The 20,971-nt window shown below is 70.1% G+C and carries 18 protein-coding genes and 1 tRNA gene; 6 read left to right on the top strand and 13 right to left on the bottom strand.

All coding sequences use genetic code 11. The features are described 5' to 3' along the window. Positions 1-31: 31 nt before the first annotated feature. Positions 32-487, bottom strand: coding sequence for a (2Fe-2S)-binding protein (locus tag K2X24_RS11100; RefSeq protein WP_238279181.1), 456 nt, complete (start codon positions 485-487; stop codon positions 32-34). 293 nt (positions 488-780) lie between these two features. Between K2X24_RS11100 and K2X24_RS11095 the strand changes: the two genes are divergently transcribed. After that, positions 781-2,313 carry an ATP-binding protein gene (locus K2X24_RS11095; RefSeq protein ID WP_292497881.1) on the top strand — a complete coding sequence of 511 codons (1,533 nt, stop codon included), beginning with the start codon at positions 781-783 and terminating at the stop codon, positions 2,311-2,313. A gap of 66 nt (positions 2,314-2,379) precedes the next feature. Here the strand turns inward: K2X24_RS11095 and cobT are convergent, their stop codons facing one another. Further along, entirely contained in the window at positions 2,380-3,417 is a 1,038-nt protein-coding gene (gene cobT, locus K2X24_RS11090) for a nicotinate-nucleotide--dimethylbenzimidazole phosphoribosyltransferase (protein ID WP_292497879.1), read from the bottom strand. Between the two features lie 101 nt (positions 3,418-3,518). Between cobT and cobS the strand changes: the two genes are divergently transcribed. The 3 genes from cobS (at position 3,519) to K2X24_RS11075 (ending at position 5,302) form a co-directional block, all read left to right on the top strand. After that, positions 3,519-4,337, top strand: coding sequence for an adenosylcobinamide-GDP ribazoletransferase (cobS, locus tag K2X24_RS11085; RefSeq protein ID WP_292497877.1), 819 nt, complete (start codon positions 3,519-3,521; stop codon positions 4,335-4,337). A 63-nt stretch (positions 4,338-4,400) separates the two neighbouring features. Further along, complete coding sequence (locus K2X24_RS11080; RefSeq protein WP_292497875.1) at positions 4,401-4,622, top strand: DUF1289 domain-containing protein; 222 nt, start codon at positions 4,401-4,403, stop codon at positions 4,620-4,622. Next, positions 4,613-5,302: a TIGR02281 family clan AA aspartic protease gene (locus K2X24_RS11075; protein ID WP_292497874.1), complete on the top strand. Its 690-nt coding sequence runs from the start codon at positions 4,613-4,615 to the stop codon at positions 5,300-5,302. Before K2X24_RS11080 ends, K2X24_RS11075 begins: the two co-directional genes overlap by 10 nt. Before the next feature lie 51 nt (positions 5,303-5,353). Here the strand turns inward: K2X24_RS11075 and K2X24_RS11070 are convergent, their stop codons facing one another. The 5 genes from K2X24_RS11070 to bluB form a co-directional block, all read right to left on the bottom strand. Continuing rightward, the gene (locus tag K2X24_RS11070; protein ID WP_292497872.1) at positions 5,354-8,704 is read right to left on the bottom strand and encodes an autotransporter domain-containing protein; all 3,351 of its coding nucleotides are present in this window, start codon (positions 8,702-8,704) and stop codon (positions 5,354-5,356) included. Positions 8,705-8,917: 213 nt separating this feature from the next. Continuing rightward, positions 8,918-9,943, bottom strand: a complete 1,026-nt coding sequence (gene dusA / locus K2X24_RS11065; RefSeq protein ID WP_292497870.1) for a tRNA dihydrouridine(20/20a) synthase DusA — start codon at positions 9,941-9,943, stop codon at positions 8,918-8,920. A 946-nt stretch (positions 9,944-10,889) separates the two neighbouring features. Beyond that, positions 10,890-11,468: a PAS domain-containing protein gene (locus K2X24_RS11060; RefSeq protein ID WP_292497868.1), complete on the bottom strand. Its 579-nt coding sequence runs from the start codon at positions 11,466-11,468 to the stop codon at positions 10,890-10,892. 408 nt (positions 11,469-11,876) lie between these two features. After that, entirely contained in the window at positions 11,877-12,377 is a 501-nt protein-coding gene (locus K2X24_RS11055; protein ID WP_238282986.1) for a L,D-transpeptidase, read from the bottom strand. Between the two features lie 222 nt (positions 12,378-12,599). After that, the gene (gene bluB, locus K2X24_RS11050) at positions 12,600-13,232 is read right to left on the bottom strand and encodes a 5,6-dimethylbenzimidazole synthase (protein ID WP_292497865.1); all 633 of its coding nucleotides are present in this window, start codon (positions 13,230-13,232) and stop codon (positions 12,600-12,602) included. 392 nt (positions 13,233-13,624) lie between these two features. On the opposite strand from bluB, the gene K2X24_RS11045 reads away from it, so the two are divergent. Further along, the gene (locus K2X24_RS11045) at positions 13,625-13,999 is read left to right on the top strand and encodes a DUF2794 domain-containing protein (RefSeq protein WP_292497863.1); all 375 of its coding nucleotides are present in this window, start codon (positions 13,625-13,627) and stop codon (positions 13,997-13,999) included. A gap of 118 nt (positions 14,000-14,117) precedes the next feature. Here the strand turns inward: K2X24_RS11045 and K2X24_RS11040 are convergent, their stop codons facing one another. From K2X24_RS11040 to rpmI, 6 genes are all read right to left on the bottom strand, one after another. After that, positions 14,118-14,885, bottom strand: a complete 768-nt coding sequence (locus tag K2X24_RS11040) for a Bax inhibitor-1/YccA family protein (protein WP_238282983.1) — start codon at positions 14,883-14,885, stop codon at positions 14,118-14,120. Between the two features lie 344 nt (positions 14,886-15,229). Continuing rightward, positions 15,230-16,072, bottom strand: a complete 843-nt coding sequence (locus K2X24_RS11035; protein WP_292497860.1) for a DUF1186 domain-containing protein — start codon at positions 16,070-16,072, stop codon at positions 15,230-15,232. 15 nt (positions 16,073-16,087) lie between these two features. After that, positions 16,088-18,511 (bottom strand): phenylalanine--tRNA ligase subunit beta, encoded by a 2,424-nt coding sequence (pheT, locus tag K2X24_RS11030; RefSeq protein ID WP_292497857.1) that lies wholly within the window; start codon positions 18,509-18,511, stop codon positions 16,088-16,090. Between the two features lie 102 nt (positions 18,512-18,613). Next, positions 18,614-19,696, bottom strand: coding sequence for a phenylalanine--tRNA ligase subunit alpha (gene pheS, locus K2X24_RS11025; protein ID WP_292497855.1), 1,083 nt, complete (start codon positions 19,694-19,696; stop codon positions 18,614-18,616). A gap of 256 nt (positions 19,697-19,952) precedes the next feature. Continuing rightward, positions 19,953-20,324, bottom strand: a complete 372-nt coding sequence (gene rplT / locus K2X24_RS11020; RefSeq protein WP_055955353.1) for a 50S ribosomal protein L20 — start codon at positions 20,322-20,324, stop codon at positions 19,953-19,955. Positions 20,325-20,372: 48 nt separating this feature from the next. Continuing rightward, entirely contained in the window at positions 20,373-20,576 is a 204-nt protein-coding gene (gene rpmI, locus K2X24_RS11015; protein WP_018044555.1) for a 50S ribosomal protein L35, read from the bottom strand. Between the two features lie 318 nt (positions 20,577-20,894). Between rpmI and K2X24_RS11010 the strand changes: the two genes are divergently transcribed. Beyond that, positions 20,895-20,971, top strand: a tRNA-Asp gene (locus K2X24_RS11010).

Genomic DNA, 20,971 nt, shown 5'->3' with positions numbered 1-20,971 from the left:
TTCGGGAGATGGAGGACGGCTTCGGCGGGGTTCAGGCGAGGGTTCGCGCCGCCTCGTGGATCGCCGCGCGAATGCGCTGGTAGGTGCCGCAGCGGCAGACATTGCCGTCCATGGCGCCGTCGATGTCCGCGTCGGTCGGCTTGCGGTTCTCGGACAGGAGCCCGATCGCCGACATGATCTGGCCGGATTGGCAGTAGCCGCACTGGACCACGTCGAGGCCGCGCCAGGCGGTGCGCACCGCCTCCGCGACCTTGCCGGAGACGCCCTCGATGGTGGTGATCTTCGCCTCGCCGACGTCGCCGATCCGGGTCTGGCAGGCGCGGACCGGCTGTCCGTCGAGATGGACCGTACAGGCGCCGCACTGGGCGATGCCGCAGCCGTATTTCGTGCCGGTCTGGTTGAGGTGGTCGCGCAGGGCCCAGAGGAGCGGCATCTCCGGGTCGGCGTCGACCTCGTGGGCGACTCCGTTGACGGTGAGTTTCAGCATCCCGGCCTCCAGGCGCGCAGTTTGGAACAGAGCTAATCCTAGCGCGGCCCGATCCGTGTGCGCCAGCGCACCCGTGCCCCCGGAACCGAATGCCAGCCCGCGAAACCGGAACTCCGCGAATGACGCGCGGGGGAGTGCGCGTCGGACGAAAACCTGAGGAAACACGGACAATGCCACGCATCCAGGCAGGCGGTTCTTAACACATCGCCCGCACTCTCGGGATGGTCGTATCCCGGCCTGTCGGCGGTCCCCTGATCGGGATCGCGACGCCTCCCCGAATCCTCAAGACGGTGATGACCGACCTGACTGCGGAGATGATACAGCGTGGCCGCGGCCCCTCCGTTCAGGAGGCGGCCCGCCGTCGTGAGGTCGCGCGCGACATGCGCTCGGCCCGCGAGAAGCTCACCTCGACGAGCGGCCTCGAACGCGCCTTCGACTACGAACTCATCCGCGCCTACGCGCAGCACCGCGCGGGGGCGGTGATCCCCCTGGGGCTGCTCGGCCTCGCGGTCGCGGGCATCGCGTCCGTGTGGACTCTCCCCGTGATCGCGATGGCCTGGGGCGTCTGCCTGCTCGCCACGGTGACGCTGTCGACGCTGCTGACCCGGCGCTTCCTGGCGCAGGACCCCGCGCAGGTCTCGGTCTGGCGCTGGCGCCGGATCTTCATGGCGGCCGAATTCCTCCAGAGCACCGCCTGGGCGATGATGGTGCTGGTCGGCGCCTCGGGAGCGCTCACCTTCGTGCTGTTCGGCCTCGTCATCGTGGCGGCCGTGGCCACCATGCTGGCCGCCACCCTGCCGGCGGCGGCGGTGGCCGCCCTCGTTCCCCTCTGCGTCGCGGCCCTCTCGCTCCTGGCCGTGTCGCAGGACGTGAACACGATGATGCTGGTGACGATGGTGGTGGGCGCGCAGGTCTTCTTCATGGGGCTCGCCCGCCGCGTCTACGCCGCCACCGTCGAGGCCCTGCAATCCCAGGCCGAGAAGGACGCGATCTTCGGCGAGCTCGAGCAGGCCAAGGCCAACTCCGACGAGGCGCGCCGGCGCGCGGAGGAAGCCAACCTCGCGAAATCGCGTTTCCTCGCCACCATGAGCCACGAGTTGCGCACGCCGCTCAACGCGATCCTGGGCTTCTCGGAGGTGATGAAGAACGAGGTGTTCGGCGCCCACGTGGCGGCCTCGTACAAGGAATACGCCGCCGATATCCACGACAGCGGCATGCACCTGCTGAATCTCATCAACGAGATCCTCGACCTGTCGCGGATCGAAGCCGGGCGCTACGAACTCAACGAGGAGGCCATGCAGCTCGGCCACGTCGTGGAGGATTGCCGGCACATGATGGGCCTGCGGGCCCGGGGCAAGAACCAGACGATCCACGAGTTCATCGACGCCACCCTGCCCCGCCTCTGGGCGGACGAGCGGGCGCTGCGCCAGATCGTCCTGAACCTGCTCTCCAACGCCGTGAAGTTCACGCCGCCGGGGGGCGAGATCACCATCAAGGTCGGCTGGACCTCGTCGGGCGGCCAGTATGTCAGCGTGAAGGACAGCGGGCCCGGCATTCCCGAGGACGAGATCGGCACCGTGATGTCGTCCTTCGGGCGCGGGTCGCTGGCGATCAAGACGGCCGAGCAGGGCTCGGGCCTCGGCCTGCCCATCGTGAAGGGCCTCGTGGACCTGCACGGCGGCAACTTCCAGCTGAAGTCGCGGCCGCGCGAGGGCACCGAGGTCGTGGTGATCCTCCCCGCGAGCCGGGTGATGGACACGCTGCCCGCCATCGAGGTGCCGGGCGAGGCCGCGCCGTCCCAGGAACGCCGCGCCCGCGCCGCCTAGACCGACCTGTCGCAGATCCCTGTTACAGAGCCGTCGGCCACCGGTCCGAGACATGCCCGGCGGGCGTCAGCCCGCGCTGCGCTCCGAGACCCCGGCCTGCGCGAAGGTCGCCATGTCGCGGTGGCAGGCGAGCGCGCCCTTGAGGAGGCCGAGCGCCAGGGCGGCGCCCGAAGCCTCGCCGAGGCGCATGCCGAGGGCGAGCAGCGGCACGAGGCCGAGGCGCTCCAGCACGTCCGCATGCGCGCCCTCCGCCGAGACGTGTCCGGCCAGGCAATGGTCGAGGAGACCGGCATCGAGGCGGTGCAGGATGGCGGCGGCCGCCGTCGCCACGTAGCCGTCGAGCACCACGGGCACCCGCTGGAGACGGGCCGCCAGGATCGCGCCAGCCATGGCGGCGATCTCGCGGCCGCCGAGGCGCGCGAGCACCTCCAGGGGATCGTCGAGATGCCCGGCATGGTGGGCGAGCGCGGCCTCCACCGCCGCGACCTTGCGGGCGAGCCCTGCGGCGTCGACCCCGGTGCCGCGCCCGACCCAGTGGGCGGCCTCGCCCCCGTAGAGCGCCGCGTAGATCGCCGCCGCGACGGTGGTGTTGCCGATGCCCATCTCGCCCAGCGCCAGGCAGTCGGTGCCGGCGGCCACCGCCTCCATGCCGAACGCCATGGTGGCCACGCAGGCCTTCTCGTCGAAGGCCGGTCCCACCGTGATGTCGCCGGTGGGCATGTCGATGGCGAGGTCGAACACCTTGAAGCCGAGGCCGTAGGCGGCGCAGATCTGGTTGATCGCCCCGCCGCCGGCCGCGAAGTTGTCGAGCATCTGGCGGTTCACCGCATCCGGAAAGGCGGAGACGCCGCGCGCCGTGACGCCGTGGCTGCCGGCGAAGACGCAGACCAGCGGGCGGTCGAGGGTCGGCTGGCCCTTGCCCTGCCAGGCGGCGAGCCAGGACACGAGGTGCTCCAGGCGGCCGAGGGACCCGGCCGGCTTCGTCAGGGTCGCGTCGCGCTCGGCCACCATCGCCACCGCGTCCCGGTCCGGCCCCGGCAGGGACGCGACGAGGCGACGGATATCGTCGAACGGCGTGGCGGCGGTCTGGTCAACGTCGGTCATGGAGCAAATCCGGTGGCCGGCCCCGGCGCCAGGATGGCGGGCCGCCCGTCGCGGGAGCTATAACGGGCCGGGCACGGGTGGTGAAGGCGGGCCGGTTCGCGATGCATGAGACGGTCGACCCCGCCTTTCCGGGCGCTGCCCTCGCCTACGATCTGGCCGGCTGCCTGCGCTTCTACTCGCGCCTGCCGGTGCCGCGTCTCCCCGGCGAGGGCGACCCCCACGGCGTACCGGATTTCCGCACCCTGCCCCGGATGCTGCCGCTGGCGGGCTTGATCCTCGGCCTGCCCGGCGCCGGAATGCTGCTCGGCGCCTGGGGCCTCGGCCTCGGGCCTTTCCTCGCCGCGACCCTGGCGGTGACGGTGGGCGTGCTGATCACCGGAGCCCTGCACGAGGACGGGTTGGCGGACGTGGCCGACGGGTTCGGCGGCGGCGCGACGCCGGCCCGGCGCCTGGAGATCATGCGGGACAGCCGGATCGGGGCCTATGGCGGGGTCGCCCTGATGCTGTCGCTGGCCCTGCGCATCGGCGCCCTGGCGACGCTCCTCGACCGCTCGGGGGCCGTGGCGGCCCTCGCCCTGCTGCTCGCCGCCGCCCTGTCGCGGGGTGTCGCGCTCGCGCCGCTGGCGCTGCTGCCGCCCGCCCGTGCGGACGGGGCCGGCGCCAGCGTCGGACGCCCGAGCCGGTCGACGCTGATCACCGCCGGCGCCATGAGCGTCGTCCTGACCATCCTCGGCCTGCCCCTGGGGCTCCCGCCGCTGGGCGCTTGTCTGATGCTGGTCCTGAGCGCGTCGGCGGCGCTCGCCCTCACGGCGCTCGCCCGCCGCGCCATCGGGGGCCAGACCGGGGACGTGGTGGGCGCCGCGCAGCAGGGCGCCGAGATCGCCGCCCTGCTCGGGCTCGTCGCGGCGATCCCGGCCTGATGCGGTTCCGCGACGCCGACCGGGCTTGATCCGGGGGCCGCCGCCCTGTCATGGATCGGGGCGATGAGCCAGATCCGCCCCAAGCCGTCCAGCCCCTGCACGAAGCTCTGCCTCCTCGATGCGGCCACCGGCCTGTGCGAGGGCTGCGGCCGCACCCGCGACGAGATCGCCCTGTGGGGTTCGATGTCGGAGCCCCAGCGCCGCGCCGTGATGGCCACGCTGGAGGGCCGCCTGCGCGCCGCCTATCCGGCGCGGATCCCGGCGGGAGCGGCGCCATGTGGCTGATCGGGCTGCTGATTCTCGGAGGCGCCCTCGCTCTTCTCCTGCTGTCGGGAGACAACCAGCGCATCGCGGGTCTCGAGCCCGACCAGTTCGCGCAGATGGCCATGACCACAGGTCTGCTCACCGTGATCGTGGCGGGGTTCTGGCACCAGTTCCGCAGCCGGATGAGTGCGAACGTCACCGCGCTCCTGGTCTGGGGCGCCCTCGGCGCGGCCCTGGTGGCGGGCTACGCCTATCGCGACGAGGCCCGGACCCTCGGCGACCGGATGCTCGGCGCCGTGCGGCCCGGCAGCGCCGTCACGGGCGCGGACGGAGCGGTGACGATCACCCGGCGCGCGGACGGCAATTTTCACGTCCGGGCCCAGGTGAACGGCCGGCCGCAGGGCTTCCAGTTCGACACCGGCGCGAGTTCCGTGGTCCTCACCGCCGAGAACGCGGCCGAACTCGGGCTCCGCCCGGCGGAATCCGAGTTCAGCGTGCGCGTCTCCACCGCCAACGGCCTCACCGTGGCGGCCCCCGCCTTCCTCGATAGCCTGCAGGTCGGCTCGATCGTGGAGCGGCGCGTGCCCGCCCTCGTCAGCCGCCCCGGAGCCTTGCGCGAGAACCTGCTCGGCATGACCTTCCTCGATCGGCTGGCCTCCTTCGAAGTCCGCGGCGACCGGCTCATCCTGCGGGAGCGCTGAGAAGCGGGACGCCGCCCCGGAAGACGGCGTCGCCGGTGAGGTCCGTCGCGCTCAGAACCGATAGGTGAAGTTACCCTTGACGGCATGGTCCTGGGCGCGCTCGCCGACCTGGCCCGTATAGGCCACGCCCAGCGTGGCGTCGCGCGCCACCCTTACGTCGAGCCCGGCCTGCGCCACCAGGGCGTCCCGGCCGATCGGGATGCCCGCCGTGAGGAAGCCCGGGCCCGTGCCGAAGCTCAGGAGGGCCTTGGGCACCACGTCGCCGTAGGCCCGGCGGTAGCCCACCAGCCCGTGCAGCGAGACCGGCGCGCCGAAACCGAGAGCGAGGCCGGTCTGGCCGCGAACGCCCACCGTCGAGGTCGCCACCTCGGTGGTCTGCGCCGCCCCCCTCAGCGCCGCCAGCCCCCCCGTCTCGGTGAAGCGGTCCCGCCCGATCGAGACGTAGGCACCGCCCACGAAGGGCTCGAGATAGGCCGGCTGGATCGCCGCGACCGGCCCCTCGCCCTTGGGGAACTGGCCGACCTGGGGAGCGCCCAGGAAGAACCTGTAGCCGAACTCGCCGAAGCCCTGCACGGTGGCGCCGCCATAGCGGGCTGCGTCGCTGTCGGTGAACCCGGCAAAGCTCACGGCCCGGCGCAGGCGGCTCGACTGGTCGGCGTAGACCGCGCCGAGGCGCAGGGCGACGGGTCCGCGTTCGAAGCCGCCGTAGACGCCGCCGAAGCCGCTCTCGATGGTGCCGGAGGAGAGACGCCCGGCGCTGTCGAGGCTGGTCGCGGTGTAGCCGCCGGCCACGCCGAGGCGGAAGCCCGTCTCCAGGCGTGCATCCGCGCCGAGCACGAAGCCGGAGGTCTGGCGCGCCAGGCCGGCGGCGTTGCCGTCGGTCCGGGCCTCGCCGAAGCTGCCGAAGCCCTGACCCCAGAGCCCGAACACCCGCGGGTCGAGGACGCGCACCGGCACCGGTGCGACCGGAGCGGCGCGGCCCGGCAGATCGGCCGTGTAGGCCGCCGGCAGGGCACCGTAATCGCTGAACCCGGCCGCACCAGGGGTGGCGCCCCAGCGCAGACGGTCGAGGATGGCCTCGCGCACGAAGAAGGCGGTCTCGAATTGCGCCCCCGCCATGCTCGCGTGGATGTCGCCGGTGAGCGCACCGAAGGCGGCGTGCGCCTCGGGCGTGGTCAGCCCGACGGTGCGGCCGTAGAGGGCGGCCCCCGGCCCGGCGGCCTGGATGGCGTCGGCGACGCCGGCCTGGTTGCGGGTCCGGGCGATGCTGGAGAAGGCGATGTCGTTGCGCGTCAGCGTCAGGTCGACGGCCCCGGGCTGGTAGCGCAGGGTGGGGGTGAGGAAGGCGAAGTTGGCGCTGACCCCGTCGAACCGGCCCTGCACGCCGCCGCCGGCCGTTAGCACGGTGTAGGCGGTGCGCGGATCGTAGGTGCCGGCGGCGGCCTGCACCTGGACGGTGCCGCCGTTGAGGGTGGCGGTGCCGGCCACCGCGAGGCGGTCGGTCCGCCCGGTGGCGTCGGCCTCGACCTGCAGGGTGGAGCCCGGGGCGAAGCTCGCATTGCCCGCCGCCGCGAGGGTGCCGATGCCGTTGCCCGGCGCCACCACGGCGCCGGACCGGGCCGCCAGCCCGCCGACCGTGCCGGTGCCGCCGAGGCTGGCCCCGTCGCCCACCGTCACCACCGAGTTGGCGAGGCTGCCGTTCACGGCCAAACGCCCCTGAGCCACCCCGGTGGCGCCGCTGAAGGCGCTGGTTCCGGTGAGACTGAGGCTGCCCGCCCCGGTCTTGGTCAGGAGGCCGGTACCGGCGATGGGATTGGCCAGCGTGCCGTCGTCGGCCTGGTCGAGGATCAGGCTGGCATTGTCGACGATGGCGCCCGTGCCGAAGCTGCGGGCCGAGCCGATGAGAGTGCCGCCCGCGATCGTGGTGCCGCCCGCGTAAGTGTTGCTGCCGGTGAGCCCCAAGGTGCCGCTGCCGGCCTTCGTGAGCGAGCCGGCACCGCCGATGTCGTTGTCGAAGCTGTCCAGGGCCGAGAAGCCGCCCCTGGACGCGTCCATCGTCACCGTCACGGCACCATTGAATGCCCCGTAGCCGTCGGCGGCGGCATACAGGTTCAGGCGGGCATAGCCCGAGCCGTTGTCCAGGGCTTGGCCGGAGGCGATCTGCGTGGTGGCGAGGACGTCGCGGCGCTGCGCGGCGGTCAGATAGGGGAAGCGGGTGGTGAGCAGGATCTCGGCGCCCACCGGTACGACGGGAGCGAGATCGGTCGGCCCCACCGGCGCGAAGCCATAGGTCAGCCGATACGTGTAATCCGCCTTCGTCCGCGCCTTGTCGGCGAAGCGATCCGGTGAGCCCGAGGCCGCGCAGGCCGCGACCGTCGTCCCGCACTGGCTGGTGAAGAGGCCGGTGAGATCGGTGCGCGCGGCGTTGAAGAGCGCCTGGAAGTCGCTCGTCGTGGTCAGCGATCCCGGCACGGCGTAGTTCAGATATTGCGGATTGTTGTTCAGAAGCTGGACGAGATCGTAGGTCGCCAGGATGCGGCCCGCGATGACGTCCATGGGATGGTGGGCGCCGAGCACCACGCGGCTGTCGCCGTATTCGGAGCCCCGCGCCACGGCCTCCTGGAAGCGCTCCGGCACGAGTTGGGCGAAAAGGATCGCGGTGGTCTGCCCGAAGGTGGTGTGACCGCTCGGATAGGCGGCGTTGCCGCGCAGGATCGGCACGATGTCCGCCGTGTTGTTGGTCGGCACCCCGAAGAAGTTCGGCTGGGTGAAGGACGCCGTCTGCTCGGGGCGTACCTGCGCCGGCCGGGCATTGCCCACCGTGTTGGCGCCGGCCGGCGGGTTGTAGATCCGGTCGTAGGCCCCGAAGACGCCGCCGGCCGGGAGGTTCTGGGCGCCGATGAAGGTCGCCGGCGATCCCGTGACCGTTCCGTTGGCGAGGTAATTCTTGGCGAAGGCCGAGTCGCTGCCGGAGACCGCGTTCGCTTGGCGGATCAGCTGCAGCAGGTTTTGCGAAAACGAGGTCTCGGTGGTCGGGAAGAAGGTCGCAGGCCCCGGATTCGTCGCGCTGGTGGGGCTTGCGTTCCTGTAGATGGCGCCGAGGCGCGAACCGAACGCATCGGCCACCACGACGCCGTTGGAACCCGTGATCGTGTTGTCGATAGTGGCCCGGAGCTGCCGGTCCGGCGTCGCCCCGTTGTTGATCGCCAGGGCGGTGGCGAGGTTCGCGTTCAGGGCGGCGATGCCGGCGGTGGAGTTCGGCAGGACGCTCAGGCCGGAAACCAGTCCCGTCGCCGTGAGATTCTGCGCCGACTGAGCTCGCGCGCCGGCCGCGCCGAGGGTGGCGGCGATGATCGCCGCCAGGGATACGCCGGAAAAGGAAACACCTGCGTGACGTCTCATCTTTGCCCCCGAGCTTGGCCCTCCCGGACGAATCACCGGGAACCGCCGCCGCAGGCATGAAGGCGAACAGACGCGACCGCCCGTTCATAATCTAGTCACACTATAGCGAACCTTGTTCTGTTGTATCCAAGCAACGATGAGGACGGCAATTTACCGGGTACTGATAAATCGGCATGGCCCGATCGATGCGGATCGGGCCATGCCGCGCCGCCGTCAGGCCGCGCTCGCCTCCGCGGCACGCATGTGGCGCTCGGCCTGTGCCACGAGATCCGCCGCCTCCCGCAGGGTCGCGATGCCGGCCTCGGGCTGGAGGCCGAAGGTCGAGAGGTGGCGGCGATAGGCGCGGGCGCCCGGGCGGCCGTTGAACAAGCCGAGCATGTGCCGCGTCACCGCGTGCAGGCGCACCCCCTCCTGCAGGAAGCCGGCGAGCACCGGCTCGAACGCCTCCAGGGCCGCGAACGGGTCGGCGACCGGGGCAGGCTCGCCGAACAGGACCGGATCGACCGCGAGGAGGAGGGCCGGATCGCTGTAGGCGGCCCGGCCGATCATCACGCCATCGACCTCCGCGAGATGGGCCGCCGCGTCCGCGATGGTGGCGATGCCGCCGTTGATGGCGATGGGCAGGCCGGGATGGGACCGCTTCAGCCGCCCCACCCGCGGGTAGTCCAGGGGCGGCACATCACGATTCTCCTTGGGCGAGAGGCCCTGGAGCCAGGCCTTGCGGGCATGCACCACGAGGCCGTCGACGCCGGCCGCCACCACCGCATGCGTCAGGGCGTCGAGGGCCTGCTCGGTGTCCTGGTCGTCGACGCCGATCCGGCACTTCACCGTGACCGGCACGGACACCGCCGCCTTCATGGCGCCGACGCATGCGGCCACGACGGCGGGCTCGCGCATCAGGCAGGCACCGAAGCGCCCGTCCTGTACCCGATCGGAGGGGCAGCCGACGTTGAGATTGACCTCGTCGTAGCCATAGGCCTCGGCGATCCGCGCGGCCTCGGCGAGGTCGGACGGGTTGGAACCGCCGAGTTGCACCGCCACCGGATGCTCGCTGTCGGCAAAGCCGAGCAGACGGTCGCGGGGTCCATGAATGACCGCCCCGGTGGTGACCATCTCGGTGTAGAGGCGGGCGCGCCGCGACAGGGTGCGGTGAAAGGCCCGACAGTAACGGTCGGTCCAATCCATCATGGGCGCAACGGAGAAGCGCCACGGACTGATATCGCTGGGTATTCTCGTCATCTCGATCACTTGCGCGTGGCCCGCGCCGTTTCCTTCGCAACCGTACGCGCCGGCATCTCGACCGTTCCCTCACGGGATCCGGCCCTCGCGGCCGCGTGCTGTCGGTGTCGCCAGACGGAACGGTCGTCGAGTGGATGGGGATGCGGTGGCACCGGATACCACGCCGGAGCGGCGATCCAAATTCCGGGCATTCGCGCCGGTGGCCTCGGACTGTCCGATCGCGCCGCGGCGGCATGGGCCTGGATCGGAAACCGATCTGCCATCGCGCGGGCCCTCGGTGCCGCGCTCGGCGGTGTTGGGCCGCTGACCAGTCGGGGGCGGGCCGTTGCCTTCATCGGCAGGTCGGACAGGCGCGTCGACGGAAAGGCGCCCGGATTGCAGGTGCGGTCGGAGAAGACCCGATGCCAGCCGCGCACGGAATGGTGCGCCGGCCCCTGCCGCACGCGGTTCGCAACCGGGTCACCGACGAGCCAACCCATGATGTCGATCGGACGGCGCGCTCGCGCTCACGCGAGCGGTTCGGTGCGCAATGGCCCAAGCTTTGCAATAAAAGATTCACCATCGTGTTCTTCATTGTTACGTTTTTGCTAAGGGTCTGGTCTCCTTGAAGATTCCGGGCGAGCTGGGTGGGGCAATGGATCTGATCGACGACGTGGATTCGACGGGCCTGCGGGCAGCGCGCAGGCGGGCGTACATCCTGTACCGCTTCGCCCTCATCGTGGTCGGCGATCTCTGGCGCCCGTAGCAGCACGATCGGTCCGCGTCTTCCCGATTCCGCGCGGCGAACAGGGGCCGTGGAGCGCCGACGTCACGGATGACGCCGTCGCCTTCACCCGGTGCGTGGCAGATCGCGGCATGATAGAACCGCGCGGCGGACCGTTGCCCTCGACGACGCGTTCCCGCGGCCGGGAGCCTGCCCGGCATCGACGCGCCGGACCCAAGCGCGTCAGTCCCGGCGCCTCGCGAGCGCGCGCCCGATACCGATCAGCAGCGATTCCGCGCGAAGTCTCAGATCCGTATGGCCGCCCGACTTAAGGGCGGCGTGGGCTTCGATGCAGCGATCGGCCGCGAGCGCGAGGCGATCGTCGGCGTCCTGATCGGGCGACGGGGCTGTGATGAATGGATGTCCGTGGCTGTCCGTCGTGTCGATGTAGGCGCCCAGTCCGTGCATGGCACCGTGCCCGTCCGCCGTGAGGACGCCCCGGTTGAGAACCCAGCGGACCTGCCCGCCCTCGGTCAGGACCCGGAACTCGGCCGAGAAAGGACCGCCCGTCTGCCGGACCCGGCGGATGCGCTCGAAGACCCAGGGCCGATCATCGGGATGGGTTCGGGAGAGCGCGACCTCCATCGGGATCGGCTGGCCCGCAAGGCCGGGATTGCCCGCCAACAGAGCGGCTGCGCCCTCGTCGAGAATTGATCGGCCAGCCGCGACGTTCGTATTCCAGACGCCGATCAATCCAGCTGCACGCAGCGCGGGCACCGCCGACGCAATCGACAACATCTGATCCCTATCCCCGGCAAGCACCCACGAAAATCGAGGCAACAATTATGTGGCGACACCGCGAAAAAACATCGGTCCAACAAACAAATGTTACCGCCGATCCCGTCGAAAGACATGGATAAAAATGTCTCACGACAGTCTCTATTTGGAATCATAATCGATATACATGATATGAATCGATCAGGTCGCACCACAAAAGGACGAGATTTCGGGGCAAGGCTCGGGCGCGTCGCGCGGGCTCTTTGATCGAAAAACTCCGATCGTCACAGGCATGCGCGGGGAGCGCCCAGACCGACGTGAACGAGCCGGGCCCGCCACGACGAACCGTCCGCTCCAGTCATCTCGGGCGACCACGCCGGTGGCGAGCCCCTCCCCTGAGTGGCGGGCCGCCATGCGCGCAGGCGCGTGCGGGGGCCTGGCTGCGAACGTCCCTCAGCGGGTCACGTAGACCTGCGTGCCGACCGAGACGCGCTCGTAGAGGTCGACCACATCCTGATTGTACATGCGGATGCAGCCATAGGACGCGTAGGTGCCGATCGAGTTCGGGCGGTTGGTCCCGTGGATGGCGTACTCGCCGCCCGCGAGGGTCAGCGCGGCCGAACCCATCGGGTTGGAGGGCGAACCGCCGGCGATCACGGCAGGCAGGCGCGGGTTGTCGCGCTTGACCTCGCGGGGCGGAGCCCAGGCGGGCTCGACGTACTTCCCGTCGATCCGGGTGGCACCGCTCCACTGCTTACCGGGCTTGCCCACCGCGACGGGATAGCGGATCGCGGTGCCGTCCCCGTTCACGAGATAGAGCCGGCGCTCCGAGGTGCGCACCACGATGGTGCCGGGCATGACGCCGTCCTGGAAGGCCACGACCTCGCGCGCCACGGCCGATCCGCCCGAGACACCGAGACCGAGCATCAAGCCCGCCGCGAGTACAGATCCCATTCCCTGACGCACCATGACCCGACATCCCCGTAAGCGTGACCGTTTGGCCCGCCGATAATTCGCGGCGCGGGGTTGTCGTTCCGGTAAGGCGAAGCCGGGACTTGGGGTTATCCGGGCTGTATCGTCGGATGCGGTAAAGCGATGGCGCGTCTTTCAGAACAAAGCCGCGGCGTTGCTTTCAGACTTCGTTGACCCTGCGGGGGTCGACGCCTTCCGTGGCGATCAGCGCTCGATCAGCGGCATGCCGGTTCCGAGGCGGGACTGCCAGCCGTGCCGGACGAGTTCCGGATCGGCATGCTCCTCCACCGGATAGCCGACGCAGAGATAGGCCACGAGGTGCCAGGCACAGGGCACCGCGAGGGTCTCGCAGACCGTGTCCGGCTCCAGGATCGAGACCCAACCCACGCCGAGCCCCTGCGCGCGAGCGGCGAGCCAGAAGGTCTGGATCGCGGTGACGACCGAGTAGCGCAGCATCTCCGGCATGGTGGCGCGGCCGAGACCGTGGCCGGTCGCCGTATCCTCGTCGCAGAACACCGCGAGGTGGATCGGCGCGTCGCGCAGGCCCGCGAGCTTCAGGCGGACATAGGCCTCCCGCCGCTCGGCCTCGTAGCCGGCGGCGGCCTGCGCGTTGCAGCGCTCGAAGCTCGCGATCACGCGGGCGCGCCGAGCCGGATCGGAGACCCGCACGAAGCGCCAGGGCTGGCTGTTGCCGACGGACGGGCTGAGCGTGGCGAGGTCGAGGCAGGCGCGCAGAAGGGACTCGTCCACCGGATCGGGGCGGAAGCGGCGCACGTCGCGGCGCCACGCGAACAGCTCCGCGAGCGTCTGACGAAAAGCCGCGTCGAAGCTGACCACGATCCGTCTCCCGCGGGGAGCCGCCCCGTGCCTTGCGTGGGCGTTTCTCGCCGGAGACGGATCATCCGGCAAGGCACAAAACGAGGGACAAAAAAAGGGCCGCACTCCGAGGAGGCGGCCTGAAGTCCTTGGGTCTCGAAACCTCTGGAATGTCGGTCCCGCCGGACCGGGCGCCGGCCGAAGAGCTGGGGAGCCGGTAGATCGGACGCCGCGCCGGAGACGGGATCGACGAAGTTTCGGCCACAGGGATCGCGTTTCATCAAGGCCGGCGCGGGGCCTGATGGCGGCGAAATCGTGATGATGTGTTTCCGCTGCGGGCACCGATTCGGCGCCCTTGCGGGGGCTCTGGCGCGACACCATGATGACGATCCAGACTCGGACCAGGAGCGACGATGACCGAGAGAACCGGTGCCGACCCGCGATCGCCCGAGCCTCCCGCCCGGGTCATCCCCTTCCCCGCAGCGCCGGTGACCCCGCAGATCGCCTTCGACCGCGCCGAGCTGCGCACCCTCTTCAACCTCTACGGACGGATGGTTTCCCAGGGCGAGTGGCGCGACTACGCCCTCGATTTCCGGCGCGACAAGGCGGTGTTCTCGATCTATCGCCGCAGCTCGGAGATGCCGCTCTACCGGGTCGAGAAGGACCCGAAGCTCGCCCGCCGCCAGGGCGCCTACGCGGTGGTGGCCGCCTCGGGGCTGGTGATGAAGCGCGGCACCGACCTCGCCAGGGTGCTGGCCGTGCTGGAACCGCCCTTGCGGGCCGTTTGACCGGGCATACCCCCGCGCGGAGCGGGCGGCGCGCCGGTTGCCACGACGCCGGACAGCGAAAAGGCCCCGGCGGTGTCCCGCCGGGGCCTTCTTCATTCCTGGTCAGTGACCGGGTCGCTTAGCGGCGGTCGCCGAGGAGCGAGAGCAGCATCTGGAACATGTTGATGAAGTCCAGGTACAGCGTCAGGGCACCATTCACCGAAAGCTTGGCCGCGCCCTCTGCATCAGCGCCGCTGTAGAGGAACATCTCCTTGAGCTTCTGCGTGTCGTAGGCGGTGAGGCCCGCGAAAATCAGAACGCCGATCACCGAGATCGCGAACTGAAGCGCCGAAGAGGCGAGGAAGATGTTCACCAGCGAGGCGATGATGAGGCCGATCAGGCCCATCACCAGGAACGAGCCCATGCCCGACAGGCTACGCTTGGTGGTGTAGCCGTAGAGGCTGAGGCCACCGAACGTCGCCGCCGTGATGAAGAACACCCGCACGACGCTCGCACCCGTGAACACGAGCAGGAGCGAGGACATCGAGGCACCCATCACCGCCGCGAAGGCGAAGAAAGTCAGGCGCGCCGAGGCGGCGGACATGCGGTCCATCCGCATCGAGAAGATGAAGATGAAGGCGAGCGGCGCCAGCATGATCACCCACTTGAGCGGGCTGGTGTAGAGGAGCTGGCCGAAGGGGGTCAGCGCGACGCGGCCCGTCGCGGTCTGGGCGACGGCGGCCATGTTCAGGCCAAGCGCCACGAGACCGGAGATCCCGAGGCCGATGACCATGTTGTTGTAGACGCCCAGCATGAAGGTGCGCAGGCCCTGGTCGATCTCGACCTGGCTGCCGGCGTACCCGGTCGGCTGAGCGCCGTACCGGAAGGGGCTGTTATCGAATGCCATGGGAGTTTCCCTTGGAAGCTCTCTCAGCGTGTGATTTCGGAATGAGGCTCACGCACACTACCTCTGGCGCCATGCGACGCCTCGCACCGAAATATGTTCGGTCACGCTGTTCCGCACAAGGGGGCGGCCAAGGCTGGAGGGGCCAAATCGCACCCCGCTATGCTGGTATTTTGTTCGCTTCGACAGGGATTAAAACGCTCCTCGACCCATCGATAATTACAGAATGTTCACGATCAACCAAAGGCGCGGTGCCGGTCCGGCATTGGCGCCGAGGGGTCAACTCGCCCACGCGGAATCCGGGAGGCCAAGCCGTCGCGCGTCTTTGGCGACGGCCCGGGTCCGCGTCAGGAAGCGACCTTGTCGAGGCAGCACTTCTTGAACTTCTTGCCGCTGCCGCAGGGGCACGGATCGTTGCGGCCGACATTCTTCATGGGGTTGCGCACGGGCTGGCCGACGCCCTCGGCGGTCCAGGCCAGGGCGGCGACGGGATCGTCCAGGGTCCCGAAGCGGTGGGCATCGAAGCGCGTCAGGTCGTCGGGTCGCGCCTCCGCGTGCCGCAGGGTCCTGGCGAACCAGGGGGGATCGCTGAACGCGTCGCTGAGGCGCTCCTCGCGGCGCGCCGCCTGGACGCGGGGCTCCAGCTCGCGCAGGCCCAGCAGCGCGATGGCCTCCTCCCAACCGGCCCAGGCGATGTCGCCCTCGACGGCGGCGCGCTTCTCGTCGAAGCGCACGAGCAGGTCGCGTGTCTGCTCGCGGGGGACCCGCCCGGTCTGTGTCAGGTAGCTCAAGGCCGCGAAGCCCTCGAAGCGCACCGCGCCGTCGCTCGTGCTGTCGACCAGCAGGGCGCCGAGGGGAGCGATGTCGCCGTCGAAGACGCTGACCAGGATCTTGGCCATGGTCTCCGTCAGGGCGTCGCCGAACAGGAGGTCGAGGATCTCCCCGTCCAGGCGCAGCAGGCGCACGAGGGGCTCGAATACCCGGGTGTCGCGGGCGCCGGCCAGCACGTGCAGGCCCCAGAACACCAGGTTGGCGTCAGGATCCTCGAGTTCGGCGCCGTCCGCGGCCCGGCCGATCGCATCGAGCACCGCGTCGGCGATCGTGTCCGGCTCCGCCAGGGCCGCGCGCATCTCGGAGACCGGAAGGTACCTGGCCGCCGACAGAGCGGAGACGAGAGCCGGATCGAGCATCGGTGGCTTTCCGTGTCAGGAGCGCAGGGTCGCGCCGGTCTTGCGACCGACCTCGGCCACGATCCGGGCGGTGACCGCCTCGATCTCGGCATCGGTCAGGGTGCGCTCCGTGGGCTGGAGCCGCACCGCGATCGCCACCGACTTCGAACCCTCCGGAATGCCGACACCCTCGTAGATGTCGAACACGTCGATCCCCGTGATCAGCTTGCGCTCGGCCCCTTGGGCGGCCTTGACCACGTCCCCGGCGGCGACATCGCGACCGACCACGAAGGCGAAGTCACGCGAGATCGGCTGGAAGTCGGACAGGAGCAGGGCCGGCTTGACCTTGGTCGGACGGTATTTCGGGAGCGGCACCGCGTCGAGGGTGATCTCGAAGGCGACGCATTGGCCCTTGAGGTCGAGGGCCTTCATCACGCGCGGATGGACCTCGCCGAAGAACCCGACCGGGTTCTTCGGTCCGAACTGCAAGGTGCCCGAGCGGCCGGGATGCAGCCAGGCGGGACCGCCGGCCACGACCTGCAGGCCGCCTGCCGGAACCCCGAGGGTCGCCAGGAGCGCCAGCGCGTCGGCCTTGGCGTCGAAGGCGTCGACCGCGCCGGCGCCCCCGCCCCAGTGGCGGCCGGCGCCCGCATGGGTCGCGCTGCCCCGGCGGATCGCCGCCGCCCGGATGGTCTGTCCCTCGGGCTGGTCGGTGGCGAAGCATTGGCCGACCTCGAACAGCGCGACGTCGGCGCTGCCCCTGTCGGCGTTGCGCTGGGCGGCGCGCAGCAGGCCCGGCACGAGGCTCGGGCGCATGTCGGAGAGGTCCGCCGCGATGGGATTGGCGAGGGCCAGGTCCGCGCCGCCGCCGCCGAACAACACGGCGTCGTCGTGCGGGATGAACGACCAGGTCACCGCCTCGACGAGGCCGCGGCTGGCGAGCGCGCGCTTGGCCTGCCGGGTACGCTTCTGCATCACGGTGAGGACCGGCTTGCCCACGGCCGCCTCCATGCGCGGCAGGGGCTTGGGCTCGATCCGGTCGAGGCCCGCGATGCGCACGATCTCCTCGACGAGGTCGGCCTTGCCCTCAACGTCGGGGCGCCAGGAGGGGGTGAGCACCTTCACGCGGTCGCCCGTGCCGGCCACGTGGAAGCCCAGCGCCTCCAGGGTCACCTTCATCTCGGCGCGGGAGAGTTCGATGCCGGCGAGGCGGCGGGTCTCGGTCCAGGGGAAATCGATGACGCGCTCGATGGCCGGGGGCTCGCCCACGATCACGGGCTCGCTCGGCGTGCCGCCGCAGATCTCGAGGACGAGGCGGGTGGCGAGGTCGAGGCCCGGCAGGGTGTAGGCCGGATCTACGCCGCGCTCGAAGCGGTAGCGCGCATCGGTGATGATGCCGAGGCGCCGGCCGGACTGGGCGATGTTGACGGGGTCCCAGAGGGCCGATTCGATGAGCACGTCGACGGTGTCCGCGTCGCAGCCGGAGGCCTCGCCGCCGATGATGCCACCGATGGATTCCGGCCCGTTGGCATCCGCGATGACCACGCTGTCGCCGGTGAGCGTGTAGGTCCGCCCGTCGAGGGCCTTCAGGGTCTCGCCCTCCTGGGCGCGGCGCACCACGAGGCCGCCCTGCACCTTGGCGGCATCGAAGACGTGGAGGGGCCGGCCCCGGTCGAAGGTCAGGTAATTGGTGATGTCGACCAGCGCGTTGATCGGGCGCAGGCCGATGGCGCGCAGGCGCCTCTGCATCCAGTCCGGCGACGGGCCGTTCTTGACGCCGCGCACGAGGCGCAGGGTGAAGTAGGGGCACAGTCCCCGATCGTGGGCCTCGAAATCGAGGGTGACCGTCACGGGGCAAGCGCCCTCCCCGCGTACCGGCGGCTGCGGCTCGCGCTTGAGGCCGCCGAGGCCGGTGGCGGCGAGATCGCGCGCGATGCCGTGGATCGCGGTGCAGTCGGGCCGGTTCGGCGTGAGGTTGATCTCGATGACGGGATCGTCGAGCCGGGCGTAGAGGGCGTAGGGCTGGCCCGTGGGCGCGTCCTCCGGAAGATCGAGGATGCCGCTCGCCTCCTCGCCGAGGCCGAGTTCGGCCCCCGAGCACAGCATGCCGAGGCTCTCGACGCCGCGGATGGTGCCGACCGCCAGGGTCTTGTCGAGCCCCGGCACGTAGGTGCCGGGCGGCGCGAACACCGTCTTCATCCCGGCCCGGGCGTTGGGGGCCCCGCACACCACCTGCACCGGACGGCCGTCGCCGGCATCCACCGTGCAGACGCGCAGGCGGTCGGCGTTCGGATGCTGCTCGGCGGTCAGCACGTGGGCGACCACGAAGGGCTTCAAGCGCGCGGCCTTGTCCTCGATGCCCTCGACCTCCAGGCCGATCCGCGTCAGCGTCTCGGCGATGGTGTCCAGGGAGGCCTCGGCGTCGAGGTGGTCCTTGAGCCAGGAGAGGGTGAACTTCATAGCTTGCGTCCCTCGGCGACCCGGGACCCGTCCGCGCGGGAGGATCCGTCGCCCATCAGGATGGAGAGGTGAGGCCCGGTTCCACCGGACCTGGACGGCGCGTCAGCTCGTCAGCCCGGCCACCAGGCTCGGAATGTCGAGGGGCCGGAAGCCGTAATGGTCGAGCCAGCGCACATCCGCCTCGAAGAACGGGCGCAGGTCCGGCATGCCGTACTTCAGCATCGCGATGCGGTCGATGCCCACCCCAAAGGCGAAGCCCTGGACGCTGTCGGGATCGAGGCCGCAGTTCCGCAGCACGTTGGGGTGGACCATGCCGCAGCCGAGGATCTCGAGCCAGTCGGTGCCCTCGCCGAAGCGGATCTCGCCGCCTTTCCGCGAACACTGGATGTCGACCTCCGCCGAGGGCTCGGTGAAGGGGAAGAACGAGGGCCGGAAGCGCATCTTCACCGCCTCGACCTCGAAGAAGCTGCGGCAGAACTCCTCGAGCACCCATTTCAGGTTGGCGATGTTGGCGGCCTTGTCGATGACCAGGCCCTCGACCTGATGGAACATCGGCGTGTGGGTCTGGTCGGAATCGTGCCGGTAGGTGCGGCCCGGGCAGATGACCCGGATCGGCGGCGCCTGCGTCCGCATGGTCCGGATCTGCACCGGCGAGGTGTGGGTGCGCAGCACCTTGCGCTGCCCGTTGCGGTCGGGAGCCAGGAAGAAGGTGTCGTGCATCTCGCGGGCCGGGTGGCCGGGCGGGAAGTTGAGGGCGGTGAAGTTGTAGTCGTCGGTCTCGATGTCGGGGCCTTCGGCCACCGAGAAGCCCATATCGGCGAAGATCGCGGTGATCTCGTCCATGACCTGGCTGATCGGGTGGATGCGCCCGCGCGCCTCGGGGGCCTCCCGCACCGGGAGGGTCACGTCGATGCGCTCGGCCGCGAGGCGGGCACTGAGCGCCGCCTCCGCCAGGGCCTCTCGCCGGGTCGCCAGCGCGCCCTGCACACGGTCGCGCAGGCCGTTGATGAGGGGGCCGCGCGCCTTGCGCTCGTCGGGCGTCATCGCCCCGAGGGTCTTCAGGAGTTCGGAGACCGACCCCTTCTTTCCGAGCGCCGCGACGCGCACGGCCTCCAGCGCGGCCTCGTCGGACGCGTCCGCGACCTGCCGCAGCAGATCGCCTTCGAGGGTGTCGAGATCGGTCATCGGTTCAACTCACCGGCTGCGGCGGCGGCGATCGGGAGGGATCGGCCGGGCTCGGTCATTCGGATGTCGCGTGGGGTTTTGCGGGTCGCGCCCCGCAATGCAAGCGGTCGCATCCGGAAAATCCCGGCCGATCGGCGGAAAAAGGTCGCGACCGGAAAGCATCAAAGGCGCGGCGCCCCCGGGGGACGCCGCGCCTTTGATGAAGATCTGCCCTCGGGCCCGGGGCGAGCCCGGCTCGCCTCAGGCCGTGCGTGGCTCAGGCGGCCTTGGCAGCCGGGAGAGCGGCCTTGGCAAGCTCGACCACCGCCGCGAAGGAGGCGGGCTCGTGGATGGCGAGCTCGGACAGGGCCTTGCGGTCCACCTCGATGCCGGACTTCGACAGGCCGTTGATGAAGCGCGAATAGGTCAGGCCATGCTCGCGCACGGCTGCGTTGAGGCGCTGGATCCAGAGGGCGCGGAACGTGCGCTTCTTGTTCTTCCGATCGCGGTAGGCATACTGCATGCCCTTCTCGACCGCCTGCTTGGCGATCCGGATCGTGTTCTTGCGGCGGCCGTAATAGCCACGGGCGGCCTTGAGGACTTTCTTGTGCTTCGCGTGACTGGTCACGCCGCGCTTGACGCGGGCCATGGGAGTTCTCCTGGATTACGAAAAAAGCAGTGTCGGCGTCGTGAAGGCTTACCGGCTGTTGGGCAGGAAGTACTTCTTCACGTTGGCAGCATCGCCCTCGAACAGGGTGGTGGTGCCGCGCAGGTTGCGGATCTGCTTCGTCGTCCGCTTGATCATCCCGTGGCGCTTACCGGCCTGGGCGTACATGACCTTGCCGGTGCCGGTGATCTTGAAGCGCTTCTTGGCGCCCGACTTGGTTTTCAGCTTGGGCATTTGGCTCTCCTGAACGCGCAGCGGCTCCGATCCGGTTCGGATCGAAGAGATGCGCTCGGTTGATGCTTCTGATGGAGCAGCACGAACCGCCACGGCAGCCCGATCGGCCGGGCGGTTCAACGCGAGGGGGCGTATGACAGAAAAGAGACGCGGGTTCAATGCCAAGTCTCCGCCAAGTCTGCCGGCCACGTCTCCGGCCGGGATCGGGGCGAAGTCGGGCGCCGGAAATTCCCGGCCGAATGCGCTTCGGGATTGCTTGACAGCCCAGGGCACTGAACCTACACCCCCGACACCGCCGGAAACGGGGCGGGACGTCAAGCGGGCGTAGCTCAGTCGGTTAGAGTGCCGGCCTGTCACGCCGGAGGTCGCGGGTTCGAGTCCCGTCGCCCGCGCCA

This window comes from Methylobacterium sp. (assembly GCF_019750675.1).
Taxonomy (GTDB): domain Bacteria; phylum Pseudomonadota; class Alphaproteobacteria; order Rhizobiales; family Beijerinckiaceae; genus Methylobacterium.
This window is presented reverse-complemented; position numbering and strand designations above follow the sequence as displayed.

Coding starts and splice junctions, on each gene's coding strand:
- dusA (WP_292497870.1), bottom strand. CDS start 9,943: ATGACGAGAATACCCAGCGATATCAGTCCGTGGCGCTTCTCCGTTGCG.
- K2X24_RS11075 (WP_292497874.1), top strand. CDS start 4,613: ATGTGGCTGATCGGGCTGCTGATTCTCGGAGGCGCCCTCGCTCTTCTC.
- K2X24_RS11055 (WP_238282986.1), bottom strand. CDS start 12,377: ATGGGATCTGTACTCGCGGCGGGCTTGATGCTCGGTCTCGGTGTCTCG.
- pheS (WP_292497855.1), bottom strand. CDS start 19,696: ATGACCGATCTCGACACCCTCGAAGGCGATCTGCTGCGGCAGGTCGCG.
- cobS (WP_292497877.1), top strand. CDS start 3,519: ATGCATGAGACGGTCGACCCCGCCTTTCCGGGCGCTGCCCTCGCCTAC.
- K2X24_RS11070 (WP_292497872.1), bottom strand. CDS start 8,704: ATGAGACGTCACGCAGGTGTTTCCTTTTCCGGCGTATCCCTGGCGGCG.
- K2X24_RS11095 (WP_292497881.1), top strand. CDS start 781: ATGACCGACCTGACTGCGGAGATGATACAGCGTGGCCGCGGCCCCTCC.
- rplT (WP_055955353.1), bottom strand. CDS start 20,324: ATGGCCCGCGTCAAGCGCGGCGTGACCAGTCACGCGAAGCACAAGAAA.
- K2X24_RS11100 (WP_238279181.1), bottom strand. CDS start 487: ATGCTGAAACTCACCGTCAACGGAGTCGCCCACGAGGTCGACGCCGAC.
- K2X24_RS11035 (WP_292497860.1), bottom strand. CDS start 16,072: ATGCTCGATCCGGCTCTCGTCTCCGCTCTGTCGGCGGCCAGGTACCTT.
- K2X24_RS11080 (WP_292497875.1), top strand. CDS start 4,401: ATGAGCCAGATCCGCCCCAAGCCGTCCAGCCCCTGCACGAAGCTCTGC.
- cobT (WP_292497879.1), bottom strand. CDS start 3,417: ATGACCGACGTTGACCAGACCGCCGCCACGCCGTTCGACGATATCCGT.
- pheT (WP_292497857.1), bottom strand. CDS start 18,511: ATGAAGTTCACCCTCTCCTGGCTCAAGGACCACCTCGACGCCGAGGCC.
- rpmI (WP_018044555.1), bottom strand. CDS start 20,576: ATGCCCAAGCTGAAAACCAAGTCGGGCGCCAAGAAGCGCTTCAAGATC.
- K2X24_RS11040 (WP_238282983.1), bottom strand. CDS start 14,885: ATGGCATTCGATAACAGCCCCTTCCGGTACGGCGCTCAGCCGACCGGG.
- K2X24_RS11045 (WP_292497863.1), top strand. CDS start 13,625: ATGACCGAGAGAACCGGTGCCGACCCGCGATCGCCCGAGCCTCCCGCC.